Origin of the sequence: Marinobacter halotolerans (assembly GCF_008795985.1) — a bacterium.
Lineage (GTDB): Bacteria > Pseudomonadota > Gammaproteobacteria > Pseudomonadales > Oleiphilaceae > Marinobacter > Marinobacter halotolerans.
In genome coordinates, this window is the sequence record NZ_VMHP01000002.1 from 851,802 (window position 1) to 874,141 (window position 22,340).

Here is a 22,340-nt window from a genome sequence, read left to right on the forward strand (position 1 = left end):
TCCGTGACCGTCAATGAGGAAAGGAAAACCGTGGCGCTGACTCTTGGCAGCGGCGGGGCGAGGGGATACGCCCATATTGGTGCCATCGAAGTCCTCTGCGAGCGTGGCTACGATATTATTGCCATTTCCGGCTGCTCCATGGGGGCTCTGATTGGTGGCGTCTACGCCGCCGGCCGGATGAAGGATTACAAGGACTGGGTGACCGGCCTGGGCCAGTTTGATGTTTTGAAACTGCTGGACGTGACGTTTAATTCAGTAGGCGCGATCCGTGGCGAGAAGATCTTTTCCGTGGTTCGGGAAATGATCGGTGATATCCGCATAGAAGACCTTCCGCTGGCCTACACAGCGGTCGCAACCGACCTTCTGGGCCATAAGGAAATCTGGTTTCAGGAAGGGCCGCTGGACCAGGCCATTCGTGCATCAGTCGCCATTCCCAGCGTGGTCACGCCGCTGGTTCTTAACGGCCGGGTTCTGGTCGACGGGGCGCTGCTCAACCCTCTGCCCATTATTCCCACGATCTCATCCCACGCGGATCTGGTGGTTGCGGTCAATCTGAGTGGCGAAGACGATCGCCGCAACCGTATCCCCGATGCTGCCTTCCACAGCAGTGGTGAAAGCAGCGGCGAGGGCGGTGAAATGGACGAGTGGGTCAACAAGCTGCGGGACAAGGCCAGCCAACTGTTCGACTGGGACGCGCTAAAGACCTTCACTGCCAGGCGGGACCGGGCACCCGGTGACGATACACCGGTGCAGGATAAAATCGGCGAGGCGCTTGCCCGCAAAGAGGTTTCCGACAGGAAAGAGGGATCGGAAAAGAAAGACCCTGCGAAAAAGCCACTGGTCAAAAAAATCGCGGAAAAGAAAAACGAGGATCACGAAACCATCGACTGGGACAAGCTCGGTATCGGCAAGTTCGATGTGATGAACCTGACCATCGAAACCATGCAGAGCGCCCTGGCGCAGTACAAACTGGCCGGGTACCCGCCAGATCTGTTGGTGAATATCCCCAAGAACGCCAGTCGCAGCTACGACTACCATCGGGCCCCGGAGCTGATTCAGCTGGGCCGCGAGCGCATGGCCGCGGTACTGGACCGTTATGAAAAGGACATGAACAGCTCCGGACCCATGGCGCTGTAGCGCTGGAATGAAAACGCGTATACTCCGCGTTTATTTTCAGTTATCTGCCAGAGAGATTGTGTTGTGGCCGACCCCGCTAATGAACTGCAGACCGTCCGTGATTATCTTCGATATGTGTGCTCCCGCTTCTCGGAATCGACACTCTTTTTCGGCCATGGCACCGACAATGTCTGGGATGAAGCCGTTCAACTGGTGATGCGAACACTGCACCTGCCGCTTGAGAACAACACGCTTTTTCTCGATGCCCGGCTGACACTGACCGAGCGGGAACTGATCCTTCAGCGCCTGTCGCGGCGTATTGACCAGCGTATACCGCTGGCGTATCTGCTGGGTGAAGCCTGGTTCATGGGGCTGCCGTTCTACGTGGATGAACGTGTGCTGGTGCCCCGGTCGCCCCTGGGTGAACTGCTGGAGAGTCGTCTGCAGCCCTGGCTGGGAGAGCGGGAGCCGGGCCGTATTCTGGATCTGTGCACCGGCAGCGGCTGTATCGGCATTGCCGCGGCGATGGTCTTCGAAGAGGCCATCGTGGATCTCTCCGATCTGTCGCCGGAGGCTTTGGAAGTAGCAGCGGTCAACATTGATACCCATGGGGTATCAGACCGGGTGTCCACGGTTCGCTCGGACGTGTTTGATACCATTGAAGGCCGTTATGACGTTATCCTGAGCAATCCGCCCTACGTCGACGCAGAAGATATGGCGGATATGCCCGCAGAATTCCGGCATGAACCCGAACTGGGTCTGAGTGCCGGGGATGACGGACTGGAGATTGCGCATCGGATTCTGGCGCAGGCGCGGGGCCACCTGAACCCTGGAGGCCTGCTGATCGTTGAGGTTGGGAACAGTTGGGTCGCGCTTCAGGAGGCGTATCCGGACCTTCCTTTCACCTGGCTGGAATTTGAAAACGGTGGTGATGGCGTGTTTTTGCTGACGGCGGAAGATCTTGAAACTGCCGGGCTTTAACTTTAACCAAAACATTAATTATCTGATTTAAGATATTGAATTATGTCTGGAAATAGCTTCGGAAAACTGTTCACGGTGACCTCGTTTGGTGAGAGTCACGGCGCCGCGCTTGGCTGCATTGTAGATGGCTGCCCGCCCGGGCTTGAGCTTTCTGAAGCCGACCTTCAGGGCGACCTGGATCGACGTAAACCTGGAACCTCGCGCCACACCACCCAGAGACGGGAAGCGGATGAGGTGCGGATTCTGTCCGGTGTGTTCGAAGGCAAGACCACTGGCACACCCATCGGCCTGCTGATCGAGAACACTGACCAGCGCTCGAAGGACTATTCCAAGATCGCAACCCAGTTTCGGCCGGCGCACGCCGATTACACTTACATGCACAAGTACGGTGTGCGGGATTACCGTGGTGGCGGCCGGTCCTCAGCGCGGGAGACTGCCATGCGGGTCGCCGCCGGTGGCATCGCCAGGAAGTTCCTGCACGAGCGGCTGGGCACCACCATTCGCGGCTACCTGTCGCAGTTGGGCCCGATAAAGATCGAGAAATTCGACTGGGCCCAGGTCCATCAGAACCCGTTCTTCTGCCCGGACGTGGACAAGGTTCCGGAAATGGAAGACTACATGGATGCCCTGCGTAAATCTGGTGACTCCATCGGCGCGCGAATCAATGTGGTTGCCGAGGGCGTGCCCCCGGGCTTTGGCGAGCCGATATTCGATCGGCTGGATGCGGATCTGGCCCACGCCCTGATGAGCATCAACGCGGTAAAAGGCGTGGAAATCGGCGCCGGCTTTGGCTGCATCGACCAGAAGGGCACCGACCATCGGGATGAACTGACGCCGGAGGGATTTCTGTCCAATAACGCCGGTGGCGTTCTGGGGGGAATTTCCTCCGGCCAACCCATTCTGGCGAGCATTGCGCTGAAGCCTACGTCGAGCCTTCGCCTGCCCGGACGCAGCATTGATGTGGACGGCAACCCGGTGGAAGTGATTACCACCGGCCGGCACGACCCCTGCGTGGGTATCCGCGCCACGCCGATTGCCGAGGCAATGATGGCCATCGTGCTGATGGACCACTATCTGCGCCATCGCGGCCAGAATGGCGACGTCAAAGTCTCAACCCCGGACATAGGTCAAGCCTGACTTAAAGGTAGCAAGTAGGTCGGATTAGCCACAGGCGTAATCCGACAACAAACCGGAGAATGACTATCTACTGGCGCCTCTCAAACCTCTACTTCTGGTTCTTCGCTCTTTTGGGCGGCTTGTTGCCGTACTGGTCGCTTTACCTCGAAGACCAGGGTTTTTCCTACCTTCAGATCGCCACCCTCATGGCGACCATTCAGCTTACCAAAATCATCGCGCCCAACGTCTGGGGCTGGCTGGGGGATCGCACTGGCCAGCGGGTGAGGCTGGTTCGCTATGGCGCTCTGGTTGGTTCGCTTTTCTTTGCCGGGGTGTTCATGGAGCCCGGATTTTACGGGCTGCTGCTGGTCATGCTGGCGTTCACTTTTTTCTGGAACGCTATCCTTCCGCTTTATGAAGTGATCACTCTGCGGGCCCTGGGTACCGCCCGGGAGAAGTATGGCAAGGTCCGGTTGTGGGGATCTGTCGGCTTTATCGGCGCTGTCGCCACCGTGGGGGCGATTCTCGAGCTGATTCCGGTGAGCAATCTGCCCTGGCTGCTTTTACCGGTCTTTGCGGGGATTGCCGTTTCGGCTTTTCTGGTGCCGGCAGAGCAGGGTGAACGCAAGCCGCCCGCTCCCAAAGGCAGCCTGAAAGCGATCGTGACCCATCCGGCGGTGGTCACCTTCTTTTTGATGAATTTTCTGCTGCAGGTGTCCCACGGCGCCTACTACACCTTTTTCAGTATCCACCTTGAACAGCATGGCTACAGCAAGCTTTCGATCGGACTGCTTTGGTCGCTGGGGGTGCTGGCGGAAATAGGGCTGTTTCTGGTGATGCATTACCTGACCCGGCATTTCACGGTCCGGCAGATTGTAATCGCGGCCCTGGGGTTGACCATGTTCCGCTGGATGCTGATCGCGGAGCTGACAGGATTCGTGTGGATCCTTATCTTCGCCCAGCTGCTGCACGCGGCCTCTTATGGCGCGCTTCACGCGGTGTCCGTTCAGTATATTCAAGGCTTTTTCGGCAAGCACCATCACGGCCAGGGGCAGGCGCTCTACAGTGGCCTGACCTTCGGGGCCGGCGGTGCCATCGGTGCCTGGCTGTCCGGGTTCCTGGTGGAAGGGTTCAGCACCTCGGCGGCGTTCTGGGGCAGTGCCGCCGCCATTGCTATTGGCATCGTGCTGACCTGGATCGGCCTGCGGCCACCCCCGGCCGAACATGACTGATCATTGCAGTTCCGAAGCGATGGCGAGCAATGCCTTCGCCTGCGGGCTCAATGACCGGCCCTTCAGACGGATGCCGCCCAGCAGGCGACTGACATCGTAGCTCACCGGCAGGCGAACCAGGCTGTCATCCACCATGCTCACCGGCAGAACACTCCAGCCGAGCCCCACTCCCGCCATGACCTTGATGGTTTCCAGGTAGTTGGTGGGAATCTGCAGTTTTAGCGCGAGCCCCTCGTCCAGAAACAGTCGGCTGACCGTGCGATAGGTCGCGGTACCGGTTTCCGGTAGCAGGGCGTCGTACTGCGCCAGGTCTGCCAGGGCGGGTTTCTCGATGGCCGCCAGGGGATGTTCTGGTGAGGCCACAAAGGCCATGGCATCTTCCCATCGTGTGGCTACTTCAAATGAGGAACCCATACTTTCGCTCAGGGTCACAAACGCAAGTTCCGCGGTGCGCTTTTCCATCAGGTCCAGCGCGCTTTCGGAATCCATGAATTTAAGTTCCAGCGAGACGTCTGGGTATTCCCGGTTCAGTCGACGCAGCCAGGCTGGTAAGTGGTGCAGCCCGATATGGTGGCTGGCAATGACCGAGAGCCGGCCGGCAACACTGCCCCGGCGATCTGACAGCGCCAGGCGGGCGTTGTGGACCTCGTCGATAATTCGTCGTGCGTGGGGCAGCAAACGGGCGCCGGCGTCTGTCAGCCGGATCGTCCGGTTGCTGCGGTCGATGAGGCGATTACCCACCAGGTTTTCCAAGGCCGAAAGCCGTTTGCTGATCGCCGGCTGCGTCAGGTGAAGACGTTCGGCGGCCTCGGAAAACGAACCCTGGTCAATGACGTTAACGAAGGCTTCCAGGAGGTGGGCATCCATGGGCTGTATTCCAGTTCAGAATGGACAATATAAAAAAACATGAATTGAGGTTATTCTGATGCTGGCGTTACAATAGATCAACAACAGCGATTAACGAACAGGTGAGAGAGTCATGGCGGGAAAAACCTTATACGACAAATTGTGGGACGATCATCTCGTCAAACAGCGGGATGACGGCTCAGCGTTAATCTACATTGATCGCCAACTTTTGCACGAAGTAACCTCGCCCCAGGCCTTTGAGGGCCTGAGGCTGGCGAACCGCAAGCCGTGGCGTCTGGATGCCAATCTGGCAGTGCCGGACCACAACGTGCCGACCACGGATCGTGAGAAGGGCGTAGAGGGCATTGTTGACCCGGTCTCCCGGATTCAGGTGGAAACCCTGGACAAGAACTGCGACGAGTTCGGCATCCTGGAATTCAAGATCAAGGACCAGCGCCAGGGCATCGTTCACGTGATCGGGCCGGAGCAGGGCGCAACCCTGCCGGGCATGTCCATTGTCTGTGGCGACTCCCATACCTCTACCCACGGCGCTTTTGGTTGCCTGGCCCATGGCATCGGCACGTCCGAAGTCGAACACGTTCTGGCCACTCAGTGCCTAGTGCAGCAGAAGATGAAGAACATGCTGGTGCGTGTAGACGGCGAACTCGGCCCGGGCGTGACCGGCAAGGACGTGGTTCTGGCCATAATCGGCAAGATCGGAACCGCCGGCGGCACCGGCTATGCCATTGAATTCGGTGGCGATGCCATTCGCGGGCTTTCCATGGAAGGCCGGATGACCATCTGCAATATGTCCATTGAAGCCGGTGCCCGGGTAGGCATGGTGGCTGTGGATCAGACCACCATTGATTATGTGAAGGATCGTCCCTTCGCACCAAAAGGCGAGATGCGGGACAAGGCCATCCAGTACTGGAATACCCTGCACAGTGATGAGGATGCCGTTTTCGATAAAGTGGTAGAGCTGGACGGCTCGGCTATCCAGCCCCAGATCAGTTGGGGTACGTCCCCGGAAATGGTAGCGGGCGTTGGTGGAAACGTGCCGGACCCGGCGGCGGAAGAAGACCCGATCAAGCGGGAAGGCATTGTCCGCGCACTCAAGTACATGGGGCTTGAGCCCAATATGCCTCTTGCTGATATCAAGCTCGACCGGATATTTATTGGTTCCTGTACCAACAGCCGTATCGAAGACCTTCGCGAGGTGGCAAAAGTGGTCAAGGGACGGAAAGTGTCACCGACCCTGAAGCAGGCCATGGTGGTGCCGGGCTCAGGCCTGGTGAAGGTTCAGGCCGAGCAGGAAGGACTGGATAAGATTTTCCTTGAAGCCGGTCTGGAATGGCGCGACCCGGGCTGCTCCATGTGCCTGGCCATGAATGCTGACAAGCTGGGCGATGGTGAGCACTGTGCGTCCACGTCCAATCGCAACTTTGAGGGTCGTCAGGGCTTTGGCGGGCGTACCCATCTGGTGAGCCCTGCCATGGCAGCGGCAGCGGCCATTCACGGCCACTTTGTTGATGTTCGCGAAATGATGAGCGGAACGACCGGAGAGACAGCGGGAGAGCAGGCATGAAAGCGTTGAAGCAGCACAAGGGCATAGTGGCCCCCCTGGACCGGTCCAATGTGGACACGGACCTGATCATTCCCAAGCAGTTCCTGAAATCCATCAAGCGGACCGGGTTCGGCCCGAACCTGTTTGACGCGGTCCGGTATATGGATGAAGGTCAGCCTGATCAGGATTGTTCAAACCGGCCAATCAACCCGGATTTCGTGCTAAATCAGGATCGCTACAAGTCTGCCAGCATTCTGCTTGCCCGCCGTAATTTTGGTTGCGGCTCCAGCCGTGAGCATGCCCCCTGGGCGCTGGAAGACTTCGGTTTCCGGGTGCTGATCGCCCCGAGTTTTGCCGACATTTTCTACAATAACTGCTTTAAGAATGGCTTGTTACCGGTTGTTCTTGATGAAGAAACTGTTGATCAGCTGTTCTCCGAAGTGGAGTCCGAGGAAGGCTATGAGCTGTCGGTTGACCTTGAGGCCAGAACGGTGACCACGCCATCCGGGAAGGTTCACAAATTTGAAGTGGATGATTTCCGCAGGCATTGCCTGTTGAACGGGCTGGACGACATTGGCGTTACGCTTGAGGATTCGGATGTGATTCGTTCCTACGAGGAGAGTCGCCGTAAAACTGCGCCCTGGTTGTTTGGCAGCGGGATATGATCGTTTGTCGAATTAGCGTCAGTGTAATTCGCTGAAAATAAAGTTCTGTAAGGAAACACTATGCCAAGAACAGTATTAATGTTGCCGGGTGACGGCATTGGCCCGGAGATCGTTACTGAAGCAGAAAAAGTGCTTCGCAAGGTCAACGAGAATTTCAATCTGGATCTGAATTTCGAATCGGCGCTCGTCGGCGGTGCGGCTATTGATGAATACGACACGCCGCTGCCGGAAGACACCATGGCAAAGGCGCGCAAGGCGGATGCGATTATCCTGGGTGCCGTGGGCGGTCCCAAGTGGGACAAGCGTCCAATGGCCAGTCGCCCGGAAAAAGGCCTGCTGGGGCTACGCTCCGGTCTGGAGCTGTTTGCCAACCTTCGTCCTGCGATTCTTTATCCTCAGTTGGCATCAGCCTCCTCGTTGAAGCCGGAGGTTGTGTCCGGTCTCGATATCATGATTGTTCGGGAGCTGACCGGCGGCATCTATTTCGGTCAGCCGCGCGGGCTCCGTGAACTTGAGAGTGGAGAGCGGCAGGGCTATAACACCTATGCCTATACCGAATCCGAGATTCGTCGTATCGGCCGTGTCGCCTTTGAAGCAGCGCAGCAGCGCGGCAAGAAGCTGTGTTCCGTCGACAAGGCCAACGTTCTGGAAGTGACCGTTCTGTGGCGGGAAATTATGGAAGATCTGCGCCGGGAATATCCGGATGTGGAGCTTTCCCATATGTATGTCGATAACGCCGCCATGCAGCTGGTGAGGGCGCCCAAGCAGTTCGACGTGATTGTGACCGGCAACATGTTTGGTGATATCCTTTCGGACGAAGCGGCGATGCTGACCGGCTCCATCGGTATGTTGCCATCGGCGTCGCTGAACTCTGAAAAGCAGGGCATGTACGAGCCCTGTCATGGTTCGGCTCCGGATATCGCGGGCAAAGGCGTTGCCAACCCGTTGGCGACCATCCTGAGCGTGGCCATGATGCTTCGTTATAGCCTGAACGAAGTGAAAGCGGCAGAAGCCATTGAAGCGGCCGTCAGCAAGGTGCTGGACCAGGGCCTCCGTACCGCGGATATCATGTCGGCGGATGGTCGCAAGGTGTCTACCCGCGAGATGGGTGACGCCGTTCTGGCGGCTCTCTAGCCGGTTTTTCAGACGCGGATTATTCAGTTCCCGACAGCAGCGCGATGCGGCTGCTGCGGGATAATTCATCCCGTCCCTGGCAGCGATACAGACAGCGGGCGGGCATAAAATGAGGTTCAAAGGTCGCATGAAGCGAGTTGGACTTGTTGGTTGGCGCGGTATGGTGGGCTCGGTCCTCATGCAGCGCATGCGTGAAGAAAACGACTTTGCAGATATCGAGCCGGTATTCTTCTCAACGTCCCAGACAGGCAAGCCAGCGCCGGACGTTGGCAAAGATGGCGTTCCGCCCCTGCAGGACGCATTCGATATTGATGCGCTCAAAGCGCTGGATGTGATCGTTACCTGTCAGGGTGGGGATTACACCGGTGCGGTTTACCAGAAACTGCGTGACGCGGGCTGGGAAGGCTACTGGATTGACGCCGCCTCGACACTGCGCATGGCGGATCACTCCGTTATCGTACTCGATCCGGTCAACCGTAATGTCATCGATGAAGCCCTGGGCAGGGGCGTAAAAGACTACATCGGTGGTAACTGCACAGTCAGCCTGATGATGCTGGCGCTGGGTGGTCTGCTCGAGCAGGACCTGATCGAATGGATCTCGCCCATGACCTATCAGGCGGCGTCCGGTTCCGGTGCCCAGAATATGCGTGAGCTGCTCAATCAGATGGGAGAGCTAAAGGACAGTGTCGGCGCTGAGCTGGCAGACCCGTCCTCGGCCATTCTGGAGATCGATCGCAAGGTGACCGAAACCATGCGTTCTGACGGTTTTCCGACCGAACACTTCGAGGTGCCGCTGGCTGGCAGTCTGATTCCGTTTATAGACAAGCAGCTTGATAACGGCATGAGCAAGGAAGAGTGGAAAGCGGGCGTCGAGACCAACAAGATTCTGGGTCGCAGCGACAGCCCGATTCCCATTGACGGAATCTGTGTCCGGATTGGCGCAATGCGCTCCCATAGTCAGGCGCTGACCATCAAGCTGAGAAAAGACCTGCCGGTTTCAGAGATCGAGTCGATCCTGGCCCGGGCCAATGACTGGGTGAAAGTGGTTCCGAACGAGCGGGACGCAACACTCCGTGAGCTGACGCCCGCCAAAGTGACCGGCACTCTGGGCGTACCGATTGGCAGGATCCGCAAGCTGGCCATGGGGCCGGAGTATATCTCCGCGTTTACTGTGGGCGACCAGCTGCTGTGGGGGGCCGCTGAGCCACTCCGCAGAATGCTGCGGATTCTTCAGGAGCAATGACCTGTGCACGCAGAAGGCATGTTTATGCCAACTGCGTTTGATTTCAGGAAGCCCGACGGGGGCGAAGGCTGAAATATGTCTTCGCCCCTGTTATTTTTGGAACAATCATCGTTGCCGAACAACATCTTCCCCAACAATAGTGAAAAAACGGTACAAGGAGTGCGGCTGATTGATTGATAAAAGAGGTTTTATCAACAATACTTGCCAGACTGTTTGTTCAAAACATTACATAATAACGATAGAAAATTCGGCGGAAGTCATCCAACCTCGTCCGACACTGTTCTGCAGAACAGTAACGAACAACGGAGACTGGTAAGGAAAAAGCATGAAGGTACGCAAGCTTGCGGTTGCTCTGGCTCTAGCGGGAGGACTTGGATCAGGTGTCGCACAGGCGCTGGGTCTGGGGGAAATTGAGTTACAGTCCTATCTTAACGAGCCTCTGGACGCGGAAATTGACCTGCGACAAAGCGAGGGCATTGCGCCGGGCAATGTGTTTGTAAATCTCGCACCCCAGTCTGCGTTTGACAGAGTGGGCATTGACAGAAACTATTTCCTTACCAAACTGGATTTTCAGGTAACGACCGCGCCGAATGGCAGTCTTGTCGTTAACGTCTCTTCCCGCGAACCTGTTCGCGAACCCTATATCAACCTCCTGATCGAAGTGACCTGGCCGAATGGTCGTCTGATGCGCGAATACGCGCTGCTTGTCGATCCGCCGGTTTATTCGGAGGAGTCGGGCGTTGAAGAGCAGGTGTCGGCCCCGACCGTCACCCAGGCCCGTCAGCCCGAACCGCAGGCCAGGCAGACCGCTCCGCAGACAACGCGGTCGACTGCTCCAGCCCGCACCTCTGGTGCGCGCACCCTTGGCCCCACCAATTCGTCGGATACACTCTGGACGATTGCGGCACAGGTACGCCCGAGCAATGACGTGACCATGCAACAGGTCATGCTGGCGATTCAGGACCTGAACCCCAACGCATTTATCGATGGCAACATCAACCGCCTGATGCGCGGTGAAATTCTGCGCATACCCAGCGAAAACCAGATTCGCAGCCGCAGTCGCGCCGAAGCGAATCGCGAAGTGGCCATTCAGAATCGGGCATTCTCGACTCCGGATCGTACGGTCGATGCAACTGCTGACGCCGGTACGGGTCAGGATGCTGCAGCGGGTGGAGCGGCTGGTGGCGATCAGCTCCGTCTGCTGGCCGCCGACGATGCTGCTTCCCGTGATGCGACCGAAGGTGGCTCCGCCGGTGGTGGTGGAGAGCTGCCTGGTGGTGCTGACGCAGGCACTGCCGTTGCCATGGAGCAACTGGAGAGCGCCCGTCGCGAGAATGAAGAGCTGACCGGCCGGGTAGATGATTTACAGGACCAGGTGCAGACACTTCAGCGCCTGCTGGAACTCAAAAACAGTCAGCTTGCAGAAATGCAGGATGCCCAGGTTGATGGCGAGCAGCCCCAGGCAACGGATGCGGCCGAGCCGGCGGCTACTGCCGATCCCGGTGACACCGCTGAAACGGCAGAAACTGCTGATGCGGCAGATTCCCAGGCCATGGATCAGGAACCCGGCGCGGGTGAAACGGACCAGCCGGAGGCCATTGACCAGGCTGCTGAGCCAGAAACAACTGACGACTCAGGGATGGCCGGTGGGTCTGACATGACTGAAAGCTCTGACATGGCCGAGAGCACCGAACAGGCTGAAGGCGCTGCACCCGAGAGCGCAGAAGCCCCGGCCGAGCCAGCAGAGCCCGCGCCAGCGGAGCCGGCCGAGCAAGAGCCCGCCCAGAAGCCGTTCCCGGGCAACGTCATTGACATGATCGCCAACAACTTTATCTATCAGATTGCGCTTGGTGGCGGCCTCATTCTGCTTCTTCTGCTCTTGCTGCTGTTGGCCAGACGCAACGCCAATCGCGAAAAGGCGTTCTATGAACAGCTCAACGGCGATTCTGCGTCAGACGATACCGATTCGTTTGATCTTACCTTTGACGAAGACGAGGATGGATCGGAATCGAAGGAAGATGCTGATGCCATCGCCGAGGCTGATGCCTACATCGCCTACGGCAGAAACGATCAGGCCGCACAGACGCTGGAGACCGCAATCTCCCGCGAGCCAAGCCGCGCGGACCTGCGCCTGAAACTGCTGGGCGTTTACGCAGACATCCAGGACCGGGAGTCGTTTGACAAGCAGTTCCGCGAAATTGAAGCACTGGAAGATGAACACGCCACGGCTGAAGCGGAAAACCTGCGGTCTCATATGGACGAAGCCGAATCCATGCCGAGCATTGACGATCTGGAGTCTCAACTCAGATCCGGCGGCTCCGAGCCGGAAGAGCGCACCTCCTACGAGTCTGACTACAGTCTCCAGCCCGAAGAGGAATCGGAACTTCTGGAATCAGAGTTCGCGGAAACAGACTTCGAGGAGCAAGAGAAGTCTGACGATCCTGAAGCTCTGGAAGAGGATGATATCGATCTCGAGGATATGGATCTGGATCTCCCCGATACGGACGATACCCTGGTAGAGAAATCGGTGGAGAAGTCAGGTGATGATCGGGATGACCTGATTGAATATGATCTTTCCGGTCTCGAAACCGATGAGGATGAATCAGACACGTTGGATGAGACCGCTGAAACTGAGGACGGTGACGACGAAGGCGCGTTTGATTACTCATTGGACGAAGACGATCTGACGGAAGAGGACGAAGACGACCTCAGCCTGGATTTTGATACGTCTGAGCTGGAATCAGAGGACGAGCTGGATTCCAGGGCCGAAGCGGCTCCGGAAAAGAGCGAGGAAAAGCCCGCGACAGAGAAAGCCGATGCCGAATCCGAGGAAGCCGGATTCGACGGCGAGTTGGATGAGTCTTTCCTTGATGAGCTGGACGCCGAGCTCGACAAGGTGGCTGGCGAAGACGAGGCCTCAGAAGAGGGCGGTGAATCCGAGCTGGACGACCTGGAGCTGGACGTATCTGACGAGGATCTGGCCCTGATGGAGGAGTTCTCTGAATCTGACGATGACGCTCCGTCCGAGAAGCCAGCTGATTCCGAGGAAGACGAGCTCTCTCTGGATGACGAGTTGGGGCTTGAAGATACTCTGAAGGGTGAAGAGCCTGCGGACCCGGAGCAGGAAATCGAAGGTGCCGAGGAAGCAAGCGAAGAGCTGACCGAAGGCCAGCCTTCAGAAGCTCCGGAAGAGGGAGAGCCTGAGAGTGGCTCAGTTGTTCCGCCGGTTGCTTCGGACGTTGCCTCGGATGAGGAAGCCTCGGGGCGGGATATTGATGAATCCGACCTGGGTGATGACGACGACTTCGACTTCCTTTCCGGAACAGACGAGGCGGCCACCAAGCTTGATCTGGCGAGAGCCTACGTCGAGATGGGTGACGTGGACGGGGCCCGGGATATCCTGGAAGAGGTGGCCCTGGAAGGCAACGAAGAGCAAAAGGCAGAAGCCCAGGATCTGCTCAAAAACCTGTCCTGATTCGTTATAATCAGACAGCGTAAAACCGGAACGCCGGCGACCCGTGCCAGAGGTATGGGTTAGGCCGGCGTTTCTCGTGTGTGATCTATCATTTCGGGAAGTCCATTGTTCCAGCAAAGTCAGGCACTGACTACGGATATCGCTATTGGCAATGGCCGGGTGGCCATCGCCTTTGAGTACGATGGCCGGGGATTCCACGGCTGGCAGTTCCAGAAGTCCGGTGTCAGAACCGTTGAGGACGAGCTCAGCAAAGCCGTGGCAAAGGTCGCCGATCAGCCTGTAGATCTGGTGTGCGCCGGCCGTACCGACGCCGGCGTGCATGCCAGTTACCAGGTGGCCCATTTCGAGACCTCTTCAGTGCGCAATCTCCGGTCCTGGGTTATGGGTATCAATACCGCTCTTCCTCCGGAAATTGCGGTGCACTGGGCGGGGCAGGCCGTTGGTGACTTTCACGCGCGGTTTTCAGCGGTTTACCGGCGCTATCGGTACATCATTTACAACCATCCTGTGCGGCCAGGTATCCAGCAGGGTCAGGTATCCTGGGTGTATCGTTCTCTGGACGCCGGTCGAATGCACAAAGCGGCGCAGGACCTGGTCGGTGAACACGACTTTTCAGCCTTTCGCGCCGCCGGTTGCCAGTCCCGCTCGCCGATACGGTTTCTGGAGTCGATCAGTGTTACCCGGAAAGGCCACTTCGTGATAGTGGACGTACAAGCCAATGCGTTTCTTCATCACATGGTGCGCAATATTGCCGGCGCACTGATTGCAATCGGTACGGATCAGAAGCGTACCGAGTGGATTCGTGAGATACTTTCTACCAGGGACAGACGGCTTGCAGGCGTGACGGCGCCGCCCCAGGGCCTGTATCTTGTAGACGTGGGGTACCCGGTCGAGTTCGGGATTCCTGCCGCTGAATGTGGGCCCGGATTTGCCGCCCCCTGGTTCAGTGAGGATCAGAACCGGCCAATTCAGCCCACGCACATACATCGCAAATCCCGGGATTGATATGAGAACACGGGTCAAAATCTGTGGGCTTACCCGCCCCCAGGACGTCGTTGCTGCCGCGAACGCAGGGGCTGATGCCGTGGGCTTTGTGTTCTATGAACCCAGCCCCAGAAGCGTTTCCATTGAGACGGCGGCCGAACTGATCCGATCTCTGCCGGCCTTTGTCACGGCAACAGGACTGTTTGTGAACCCGGAAAGGGGTTATGTCGAGGAAGTCCTTTCAAAAGTGCCGCTGGATCTGCTCCAGTTCCATGGTGATGAGACTCCGGAGTTCTGTCAGAGCTTTCCCGCTCGCTGGATCAAGGCAGTGCGGGTTCGGAACCGTGGTGATATCGAACAGGCATTCCGGGACTATTTTCGGGCCAGTGGGATTCTGGTAGACGCCTGGGTTGCTGATACTTATGGCGGTACCGGCCAGTCTTTTAACTGGGATCTGATTCCGTCCGTGCGCCCGCTGCCGCTGATATTGGCCGGTGGTCTGGCTTCTGATAACGTGGCGGCCGCGGTTCAGCAGGTCCGCCCATGGGGTGTCGACGTAAGCGGTGGGGTAGAGAGTGGCAAAGGCATCAAGCACACTGCAAAAATGACTGATTTCATAAGTGAGGTACACCGTGTCGATGAAACTGACTGAAGAAATGTTGAGTGGATTTCCGGATGCGCGCGGTCACTTCGGTGCCTACGGTGGCCGGTTTGTATCCGAGACCCTGTTCGATTCGCTGATGACCCTTGAGAAAGAGTACAAGCGGCTCAAAAACGATCCGGATTTCCAGGCGGCCTTTGACAAGGATCTTGCACATTATGTCGGCCGTCCCTCGCCGCTGTATCTTGCGGAGCGCCTGACACGGGAAACCGGCGGCGCGCAGATCTGGCTCAAGCGGGAAGACCTGAACCATACCGGCGCCCACAAGGTGAACAACACCATCGGGCAGGCGCTGCTGGCGAGTTTTCTGGGCAAGAAGCGGATTATTGCCGAAACCGGTGCCGGTCAGCACGGTGTGGCGACGGCAACCGTCTGTGCCCGCCTGGGCCTGGAATGTCACGTCTTCATGGGCGCCGAGGATGTTCAGCGCCAGTCCCTGAACGTTTACCGCATGAAACTGTTGGGGGCCACCGTGCATTCCGTTCAGGGCGGCACCAAGACCCTCAAGGACGCGATGAACGATGCCATGCGTGACTGGGTCGCCAACGTCGATGATACCTTTTACATCATTGGTACCGTAGCCGGGCCCCATCCTTACCCCTTGTTGGTTCGGGATTTCCAGTCGGTGATCGGTCGTGAGACCCGTCAGCAGTCGCTACACCAGGCCGGAAAGCTGCCGGATGCGCTGGTTGCCTGTGTCGGTGGTGGTTCCAACGCCATTGGCATGTTCTATCCCTTCCTGACGGATGAATCCGTTCAGCTTTATGGCGTGGAAGCAGGCGGTCTTGGCATTGAAACCGGCAAGCACGCGGCGCCCCTGAGTGCGGGACGCCCGGGGGTACTGCACGGCAACCGTACTTACCTGATGGAAGACGAAAACGGCCAGATTGCTGGCACCCATTCGGTGAGCGCAGGTCTGGATTACCCGGGTGTGGGTCCCGAGCACAGCTGGCTGAAAGATATTGGCCGCGCGCACTACGTCTCCGTCACTGACGACGAGGCGCTGGACGGCTTCCGTAAACTGACACGGGTAGAAGGCATCATGCCTGCGCTGGAGACCGCCCATGCGGTCGCCTATGCCATCAAGCTTGCCGCCACCATGGACAAGGATCAGGTGGTGGTTATTAATGTGTCTGGTCGCGGTGATAAAGACATGCAGACCATTGCCAAGATCGACGGCATCGAGATGTAACGGTAGTAAAGGACGAACAGGAGAACACATGAGTCGAATTGAAGGGGTTCTTAAATCCCTCAAAGCCCAGGGTCGTAAGGCGCTAATTCCCTACATCACCGCGGGGGATCCGCACCCGGACCAGACCGTTGATCTGATGCACACACTGGTTGCCGCTGGCGCAGATATTATCGAGCTGGGGGTGCCGTTTTCAGATCCGATGGCTGACGGCCCTGTTATCCAGCAGGCCTGTGAGCGCGCTCTGGTACACGGCACCTCTCTTCGCCAGGTCGTGGGGATGGTCAAGACTTTCCGCGAAAAAGATGACAAGACCCCAATCGTGCTGATGGGTTATCTCAATCCCATGGAAGCTATGGGTTATGAACAGTTTGCCAATACTGCGAAAGCTGCGGGTATTGACGGGATTCTTACCGTGGATCTGCCGCCGGAAGAGGCGGACGAGGTGGCGCCGCTGTTCACTGAACGCGACCTGGACGCCATTTTCCTGCTGGCGCCGACAACTACGGACGACAGAATTCGTTCGATTAGTGAGCACTGTTCCGGCTATGTGTACTATGTTTCATTCAAGGGTGTCACCGGCTCTGGCAAAATTGACATCGATGAAGTGGCTGCGAAAGTGGCGCACATTCACGAGCTGACGGCACTTCCGGTGGGTGTCGGGTTTGGTATCCGGGATGCTGAAACCGCCGCTGCGGTCGGACGGGTATCCGATGGTGTAATTGTTGGCAGTGTACTGGTGGATACAATAGCCCGTAATCAGGCAGATCCGGAGCAGTTAAAGCAAGCACTGACGGATTTGCTCCACCCGATGCGTGTGGCATTGGACAACCTGACTTCCTGACGGAAACGCATGCGTGGGGATCACAGGATAGGATGAGACCATGAGTAACTGGCTGGATAAGATCATGCCGAGCAAGATTCGCTCGGAGTCCAAACAGAGAATGGGCGTGCCCGAAGGGCTTTGGAAAAAATGCCCGAAGTGCGGTGCTTTTCTCTACAAGCCTGAGCTGGACAAGAATCTCGATGTCTGCCCCAAATGCAATCATCACCTGCGGATTACCGCTCGCCGCAGACTGGACGTATTCCTCGATCCCGACGGCCGCGAAGAGATCGGTGCTGATCTTGAGCCCTGGGACCGCCTGAAGTTCAAGGATAGCAAGCGATACAAAGACCGCCTGACCCAGAACCAGAAAGCCACCGGTGAGAAAGATGCACTGGTTGCGATGCGTGGCAAAACCATGGAAATTCCCCTGGTGGCTGTGGCCTTCGAGTTCGGTTTCCTTGGCGGCTCCATGGGTCAGGTGGTTGGTGAGCGCTTTGTCCAGGCTGCCAACGTCTGTCTGGAAGAACGTATTCCCCTGGTTTGTTTTTCCGCCAGTGGTGGCGCCCGGATGCAGGAAGCGATCCTGTCGCTGATGCAGATGTCCAAAACCGCGGCGGTTCTGGAACGCATGAAGCAGGAAGGTATTCCCTATATTTCGGTTATGACCGACCCGGTATTCGGCGGTGTATCCGCGAGTCTGGCGATGTTGGGCGATCTTAATATTGCCGAGCCCTACGCGCTGATCGGCTTTGCCGGCCCGCGGGTTATCGAGCAGACGGTTCGGGAGAAGCTGCCGGAAGGGTTCCAGCGCAGTGAGTTCCTTCTGGACCACGGTGCGATTGACATGATTCTGCATCGCCATCAGATGCGGGAGCGCATTGCGGCGCTGCTGGCCAAGTTCTCCGGCCTTGAGCAGACGGCCAAGGAGCAACCCATCGAACTTGAGGTATCCGAAAGACCGGAATCCGATGTCCCCACCGAATGACCCTCCGGCCCGCGCGCCCCTGGCGCCGGGCCCGGATGCCTCTCTTGACCAGTGGCTGACTTACCTTGAATCGATACATCCGGCGGAGATTGATCTGGGCCTTGATCGGGTTCTGGTCGTGTTTCGGCGGCTGTTTCGCACTAATCCGTCTGCGCGGATCCTGACGATTGGTGGCACCAATGGCAAGGGCAGTACGGTGGTCGCGTTGGAGAAACTCCTTCAAAGCGCGGGCCGAACCACCGGTGCCTATACGTCTCCGCATTTGGAGCGTTATAACGAGCGGGTGCGGGTTAACGGCATGGACGTGTCGGATCAGGTTATGATCCGGGCCTTCGAGGCGGTTGAGGCGGCAAGGCGCTCGACGTCGCTGACCTATTTCGAGTTCGGAACACTTGCGGCATTCGTTATATTCCAGGAGGCCGGCGTCGACAACTGGGTTCTGGAGGTCGGTCTTGGTGGGCGGCTGGATGCTGTCAATATTCTGGACGCGGAGCTTGCCATCATTACGTCGGTGGATATCGACCACCAGGCCTTTCTGGGCAACGACATTGAAACCATTGGATTTGAAAAGGCCGGTATCCTCAGGCCGGGCCAGACCGCTATTTTTGCAGATCTGAACCCGCCCCGGTCCGTTCTTCAGCAGGCCAGCGCCCAGAAAGTGAATCTGCTGCGCCCGGGACATGGCTATCAACTATTGGCCTCGCCAGAGCCGGTTCCGGACGCACCGGGCCCGACGGCAACAACCTCTGACCGTTGGCTCCACATCGACCAGGACTCCACCTGCATTCGCGTGCCGGATCACGGGCTTCCGGTCTACAGCCTGGCCGCCGCCGTTGTGGCCATCCGCAAGCTGGAGCCGGAGCTTTCACCCGCTCTTATCGAAAGTACCCTCGCGAACCTTACGTTGCCCGGCCGTTTCGAGCGTGTTCAGGAATCACCGGCGGTAGTGGTGGATGTGGGGCATAATCCCCACGCTGCCCGCTGGCTGGCTTCCCGTGTAGGGGCGATCAGGCAACCCGGTCAACGGGTGTTGGCTGTGTATGGTGCCCTGGGCGACAAGGACGTGGAGGGTGTGGTTGAAGCCATGTCCGGTCAGGTTGATCAGTGGTTTTTCGGCGCTTTGGACGTGCCCAGGGGCCTCGGATGTTCTGAACTGGTTAAACGAACGGGCCAATTGAATGAAAAGCAGGTCCAGGGCTGTTTCGGGTCTGTGGAACAGGCGCTTTCGTCAGCTCTGGCGGCGTGTAGTGAGAGGGACCTGGTGCTGGTTTTCGGCTCCTTCTTCACCGTGGCGGCCGCCCGTGACGCGCTGCTTTGACGCTATCTTAAAACTTCGTCATACCACCGGTGATGTTTTGAGTTCCGAGCCCGTGACAGTTAGTATCACCGTTAAAACCGGGCACTGCCGGCAAACAGGCATCAAGAGGGGTTATTCAGCGTGGACGGACTGAAACAGCGTATCATCGGAGCACTGGTGCTGGTTTCCCTGGCCGTCATCTTCGTGCCAATGATGTTCGACGAGCCACATTCGGAGCGTCAGACCACCACCATCAAGATTCCCGAGGAGCCGCCATTCCCTGAAGTGGACATGCCGGAGCCGGATACGACAGAGCCTCCCAGTTACCGGATTGAAGAACTGGACGGTGATTCTGCTGAGCAGTCCGCCGGGTCTGGTGCTGACTCCTCGCAAAGCGCCACTGAAAGCGTCGCCACCGATTCAGCCGTTAATCAGGCTCCGGCAGAGGCGCCCGAGCCGCCGGAGGCCGTTGAAAATACATCCTCCGCTCCGGAAACAGCCGCCGAAGCCCCGGAGCAGGAGCAGCTTACCGAAGAGTTTAGTCGCTCGTTGGAAGGCGCCTGGGTGGTTCAGCTGGGCAGCTTCGGCAGCAAGGAGAACGCCACCCGCCTTCGCGAAAAAGTGCGCGAAAAGGGATACAGCTCCCATCTTCAGCAGATTACCACCGGGGGCAGCGAGCTTACCCGGGTGTTCAGCGGTCCTTTTGCCGAGAAGGCTGAGGCGGAACGGGCCAAGCAGGCGCTGGACAAGGCATTCGGGCTCAATACTCTGGTTACCACCGGCGGCAAATAAAGTCGCCGGATTTCCTTCCTATGCTGTAAGTGTGGTTTGGTCAGATAGCGTTTCCTGATAGAATTCGCGCTTCCTAATTTGCACCGGATTTTTAATGGACGCGCTGATCTGGATCGACTGGGTCATCATTGCCCTGATAGCGGTATCCACTCTCATCAGTCTGAAGCGGGGCTTTGTCAAAGAAGCTCTGTCACTGGTGACCTGGGTGGGCGCCTTTATCCTCGCCCGTACCTTCCATCCGCAGATGCAGTCACTCCTTGAAAGCACGGTGGAAACCCCGCTGGTGCGGCTGATCGCGGCGTTTGCCATTCTTTTTTTCAGTACCCTCATTGTCGGGGCACTGATCAACAACATGATCGGGCATCTGGTGCGCGTTACCGGTCTGTCCGCCACCGACCGGGTTCTGGGTATGGGTTTCGGCCTTCTGCGCGGGCTGGTGGTGGTGATTGTGGCAATTGCTTTTACCCGTTATACGCCATTGGCAGAGGATACCTGGTGGCGTACATCAATCATGATAGACCGCCTTGCGGTGGTGGAAGACTGGTCAAGACGAACCCTGGGTGACGAGTTCGCCCGGTGGCTTGGCCCGGCCGGTGAGGGCAAAGAAAGCCCCGCCGGCCAGCAGACGGATGACGCCGTGGCACCTGCGTCCGCGTCCCGTTAACATTCAGTTCAAAACGCTTGGGAGAATACCTCAGCCATGTGTGGCATTGTCGGCATAGTCAGTACCTCGAACGTCAATCAGTCGCTCTATGATGCACTGACCGTTCTTCAGCACCGGGGCCAGGACGCAGCGGGTATCGTGACCTTTCAGGACGAGCGTTTTTACCTTCGCAAGGACAACGGCCTTGTGCGGGACGTCTTCCGCACCCGGCATATGCGCCGCCTGGTGGGCAACGTGGGTATTGGCCATGTGCGCTATCCCACCGCCGGCAGCTCCAGCTCCGCCGAGGCTCAGCCGTTCTACGTCAACAGCCCCTACGGCATCACCCTGGCTCACAACGGCAATCTGACCAACGCTGACGAATTGAGCAATGATCTGTTTCGCACGGATTTGCGCCATATCAACACCAATTCGGATTCCGAGGTACTGCTCAACGTGTTTGCCCACGAGCTGCAGAAGCTGGGCAAGCTTGACCCCACCAAGGACGATATTTTTGCGGCGGTGCGGGCGGTCCATCAGCGTTGCAAGGGCGCCTACGCGGTGATCGCCATGATTACCGGTTACGGCATCGTCGGTTTCCGGGACCCGAACGGCATTCGCCCGGCCTGTTACGGCGTTCGTCATACCGACAAGGGCGATGAGTACATGATTGCCTCTGAAAGCGTCGCCCTGAGTGCTGCAGGCTTCAGGCTGGTTCGCGATATTGCGCCGGGTGAGGCGGTCTATATCGAAACCGATGGTACGCTCTACACCCAGCAGTGCGCTGAAGAGCCGCACCTGTTCCCCTGTATTTTCGAGCATGTCTATTTTGCGCGGCCGGATTCCATTATTGACAAGGTGTCCGTCTACAAGGCCCGTCTGCGCATGGGCGAAACCCTTGCAGAAAAGGTCCTGAGGGAAAATCCCGATCACGACATTGATGTGGTCATGCCGATTCCGGACACCAGCCGCACGTCGGCCATGCAGATGGCCCATCGTCTGGGGGTCAAGTTCCGGGAAGGCTTTATCAAGAACCGCTACATCGGCCGCACCTTCATCATGCCCGGCCAGAAAATGCGGAAGAAATCCGTGCGCCAGAAGCTAAACCCCATTGACCTGGAATTCCGCGGCAAGAACGTGATGCTGGTGGATGATTCCATTGTGCGGGGCACAACCTGCAAGGAAATTGTCCAGATGGCTCGGGACGCCGGTGCCCGCAAGGTCTACTTTGCCTCGGCTGCACCACCCGTTCGCTACCCGAACGTTTACGGCATCGATATGCCCTCGGTGAACGAACTGATTGCCCACGACCTCAGTGTCGAGGAAATCGCCAAGGTGATCGGCGCCGACTGGCTGCTGTATCAGGATCTGGAGGATCTGATCACCTGCGTCAATGATGTGAATCCGGATATTGAAGGCTGGGAATGCTCGGTGTTCGATGGCAATTACATCACCGGAGACGTGGATGCAGCGTATCTTGATAAACTGGAGGCCGCCAGGAATGACGAGCAACGCTTCAGCGCCGGCTCGGTCGATTCCTCCGATAACGGCATTATTGATCTCTACAACGACGAAGACTGAAACCGGCCCA

Annotated in this window: 19 protein-coding genes; 18 read left to right on the forward strand and 1 reads right to left on the reverse strand. The window is 57.8% G+C overall.

The window, feature by feature from the left end; all coding sequences use genetic code 11:
• Positions 1–3 precede the first annotated feature (3 nt).
• From FPL19_RS14235 to FPL19_RS14250, 4 genes are all read left to right on the forward strand, one after another.
• Complete coding sequence (locus FPL19_RS14235) at positions 4–1,137, forward strand: patatin-like phospholipase family protein (RefSeq protein WP_150913332.1); 1,134 nt, start codon at positions 4–6, stop codon at positions 1,135–1,137.
• A gap of 63 nt (positions 1,138–1,200) precedes the next feature.
• Positions 1,201–2,097: a 50S ribosomal protein L3 N(5)-glutamine methyltransferase gene (prmB, locus tag FPL19_RS14240; protein WP_150913334.1), complete on the forward strand. Its 897-nt coding sequence runs from the start codon at positions 1,201–1,203 to the stop codon at positions 2,095–2,097.
• Positions 2,098–2,139: 42 nt separating this feature from the next.
• Positions 2,140–3,234, forward strand: a complete 1,095-nt coding sequence (aroC, locus tag FPL19_RS14245) for a chorismate synthase (protein WP_150913336.1) — start codon at positions 2,140–2,142, stop codon at positions 3,232–3,234.
• Between the two features lie 59 nt (positions 3,235–3,293).
• Positions 3,294–4,445, forward strand: coding sequence for an MFS transporter (locus FPL19_RS14250; protein WP_150913338.1), 1,152 nt, complete (start codon positions 3,294–3,296; stop codon positions 4,443–4,445).
• On the opposite strand, the gene FPL19_RS14255 is transcribed toward FPL19_RS14250, so the two are convergent.
• Positions 4,446–5,312: a LysR family transcriptional regulator gene (locus FPL19_RS14255; protein WP_150913340.1), complete on the reverse strand. Its 867-nt coding sequence runs from the start codon at positions 5,310–5,312 to the stop codon at positions 4,446–4,448. It abuts the gene before it with no gap.
• A 112-nt stretch (positions 5,313–5,424) separates the two neighbouring features.
• On the opposite strand from FPL19_RS14255, the gene leuC reads away from it, so the two are divergent.
• From leuC to purF, 14 genes are all read left to right on the forward strand, one after another.
• Positions 5,425–6,876 carry a 3-isopropylmalate dehydratase large subunit gene (leuC, locus tag FPL19_RS14260; protein WP_150913342.1) on the forward strand — a complete coding sequence of 484 codons (1,452 nt, stop codon included), beginning with the start codon at positions 5,425–5,427 and terminating at the stop codon, positions 6,874–6,876.
• Positions 6,873–7,520 carry a 3-isopropylmalate dehydratase small subunit gene (gene leuD, locus FPL19_RS14265; RefSeq protein WP_150913344.1) on the forward strand — a complete coding sequence of 216 codons (648 nt, stop codon included), beginning with the start codon at positions 6,873–6,875 and terminating at the stop codon, positions 7,518–7,520. The genes leuC and leuD overlap by 4 nt, the downstream gene beginning before the upstream one ends.
• A gap of 60 nt (positions 7,521–7,580) precedes the next feature.
• Positions 7,581–8,654: a 3-isopropylmalate dehydrogenase gene (leuB, locus tag FPL19_RS14270; RefSeq protein ID WP_150913346.1), complete on the forward strand. Its 1,074-nt coding sequence runs from the start codon at positions 7,581–7,583 to the stop codon at positions 8,652–8,654.
• A 127-nt stretch (positions 8,655–8,781) separates the two neighbouring features.
• Positions 8,782–9,897, forward strand: coding sequence for an aspartate-semialdehyde dehydrogenase (asd, locus tag FPL19_RS14275; RefSeq protein WP_150913348.1), 1,116 nt, complete (start codon positions 8,782–8,784; stop codon positions 9,895–9,897).
• A gap of 325 nt (positions 9,898–10,222) precedes the next feature.
• Positions 10,223–13,372 (forward strand): FimV/HubP family polar landmark protein, encoded by a 3,150-nt coding sequence (locus tag FPL19_RS14280; RefSeq protein WP_150913350.1) that lies wholly within the window; start codon positions 10,223–10,225, stop codon positions 13,370–13,372.
• Between the two features lie 105 nt (positions 13,373–13,477).
• The gene (truA, locus tag FPL19_RS14285) at positions 13,478–14,377 is read left to right on the forward strand and encodes a tRNA pseudouridine(38-40) synthase TruA (RefSeq protein ID WP_150913352.1); all 900 of its coding nucleotides are present in this window, start codon (positions 13,478–13,480) and stop codon (positions 14,375–14,377) included.
• A 1-nt stretch (position 14,378) separates the two neighbouring features.
• The gene (locus FPL19_RS14290; protein ID WP_150913354.1) at positions 14,379–15,008 is read left to right on the forward strand and encodes a phosphoribosylanthranilate isomerase; all 630 of its coding nucleotides are present in this window, start codon (positions 14,379–14,381) and stop codon (positions 15,006–15,008) included.
• Positions 14,995–16,209, forward strand: a complete 1,215-nt coding sequence (trpB, locus tag FPL19_RS14295; protein WP_191965286.1) for a tryptophan synthase subunit beta — start codon at positions 14,995–14,997, stop codon at positions 16,207–16,209. Before FPL19_RS14290 ends, trpB begins: the two co-directional genes overlap by 14 nt.
• Before the next feature lie 28 nt (positions 16,210–16,237).
• Positions 16,238–17,050 (forward strand): tryptophan synthase subunit alpha, encoded by an 813-nt coding sequence (gene trpA / locus FPL19_RS14300; RefSeq protein ID WP_150913358.1) that lies wholly within the window; start codon positions 16,238–16,240, stop codon positions 17,048–17,050.
• Between the two features lie 40 nt (positions 17,051–17,090).
• Positions 17,091–18,017: an acetyl-CoA carboxylase, carboxyltransferase subunit beta gene (gene accD, locus FPL19_RS14305; RefSeq protein WP_150913360.1), complete on the forward strand. Its 927-nt coding sequence runs from the start codon at positions 17,091–17,093 to the stop codon at positions 18,015–18,017.
• Positions 18,001–19,335 (forward strand): bifunctional tetrahydrofolate synthase/dihydrofolate synthase, encoded by a 1,335-nt coding sequence (gene folC, locus FPL19_RS14310; RefSeq protein ID WP_150913362.1) that lies wholly within the window; start codon positions 18,001–18,003, stop codon positions 19,333–19,335. Before accD ends, folC begins: the two co-directional genes overlap by 17 nt.
• A gap of 120 nt (positions 19,336–19,455) precedes the next feature.
• The gene (locus tag FPL19_RS14315; RefSeq protein ID WP_150913364.1) at positions 19,456–20,106 is read left to right on the forward strand and encodes an SPOR domain-containing protein; all 651 of its coding nucleotides are present in this window, start codon (positions 19,456–19,458) and stop codon (positions 20,104–20,106) included.
• Between the two features lie 94 nt (positions 20,107–20,200).
• Positions 20,201–20,770 (forward strand): CvpA family protein, encoded by a 570-nt coding sequence (locus FPL19_RS14320; protein WP_150913366.1) that lies wholly within the window; start codon positions 20,201–20,203, stop codon positions 20,768–20,770.
• Between the two features lie 36 nt (positions 20,771–20,806).
• On the forward strand, positions 20,807–22,330 hold the full coding sequence (gene purF / locus FPL19_RS14325; protein WP_150913367.1) for an amidophosphoribosyltransferase: 1,524 nt from the start codon (positions 20,807–20,809) through the stop codon (positions 22,328–22,330).
• Positions 22,331–22,340: the final 10 nt, after the last annotated feature.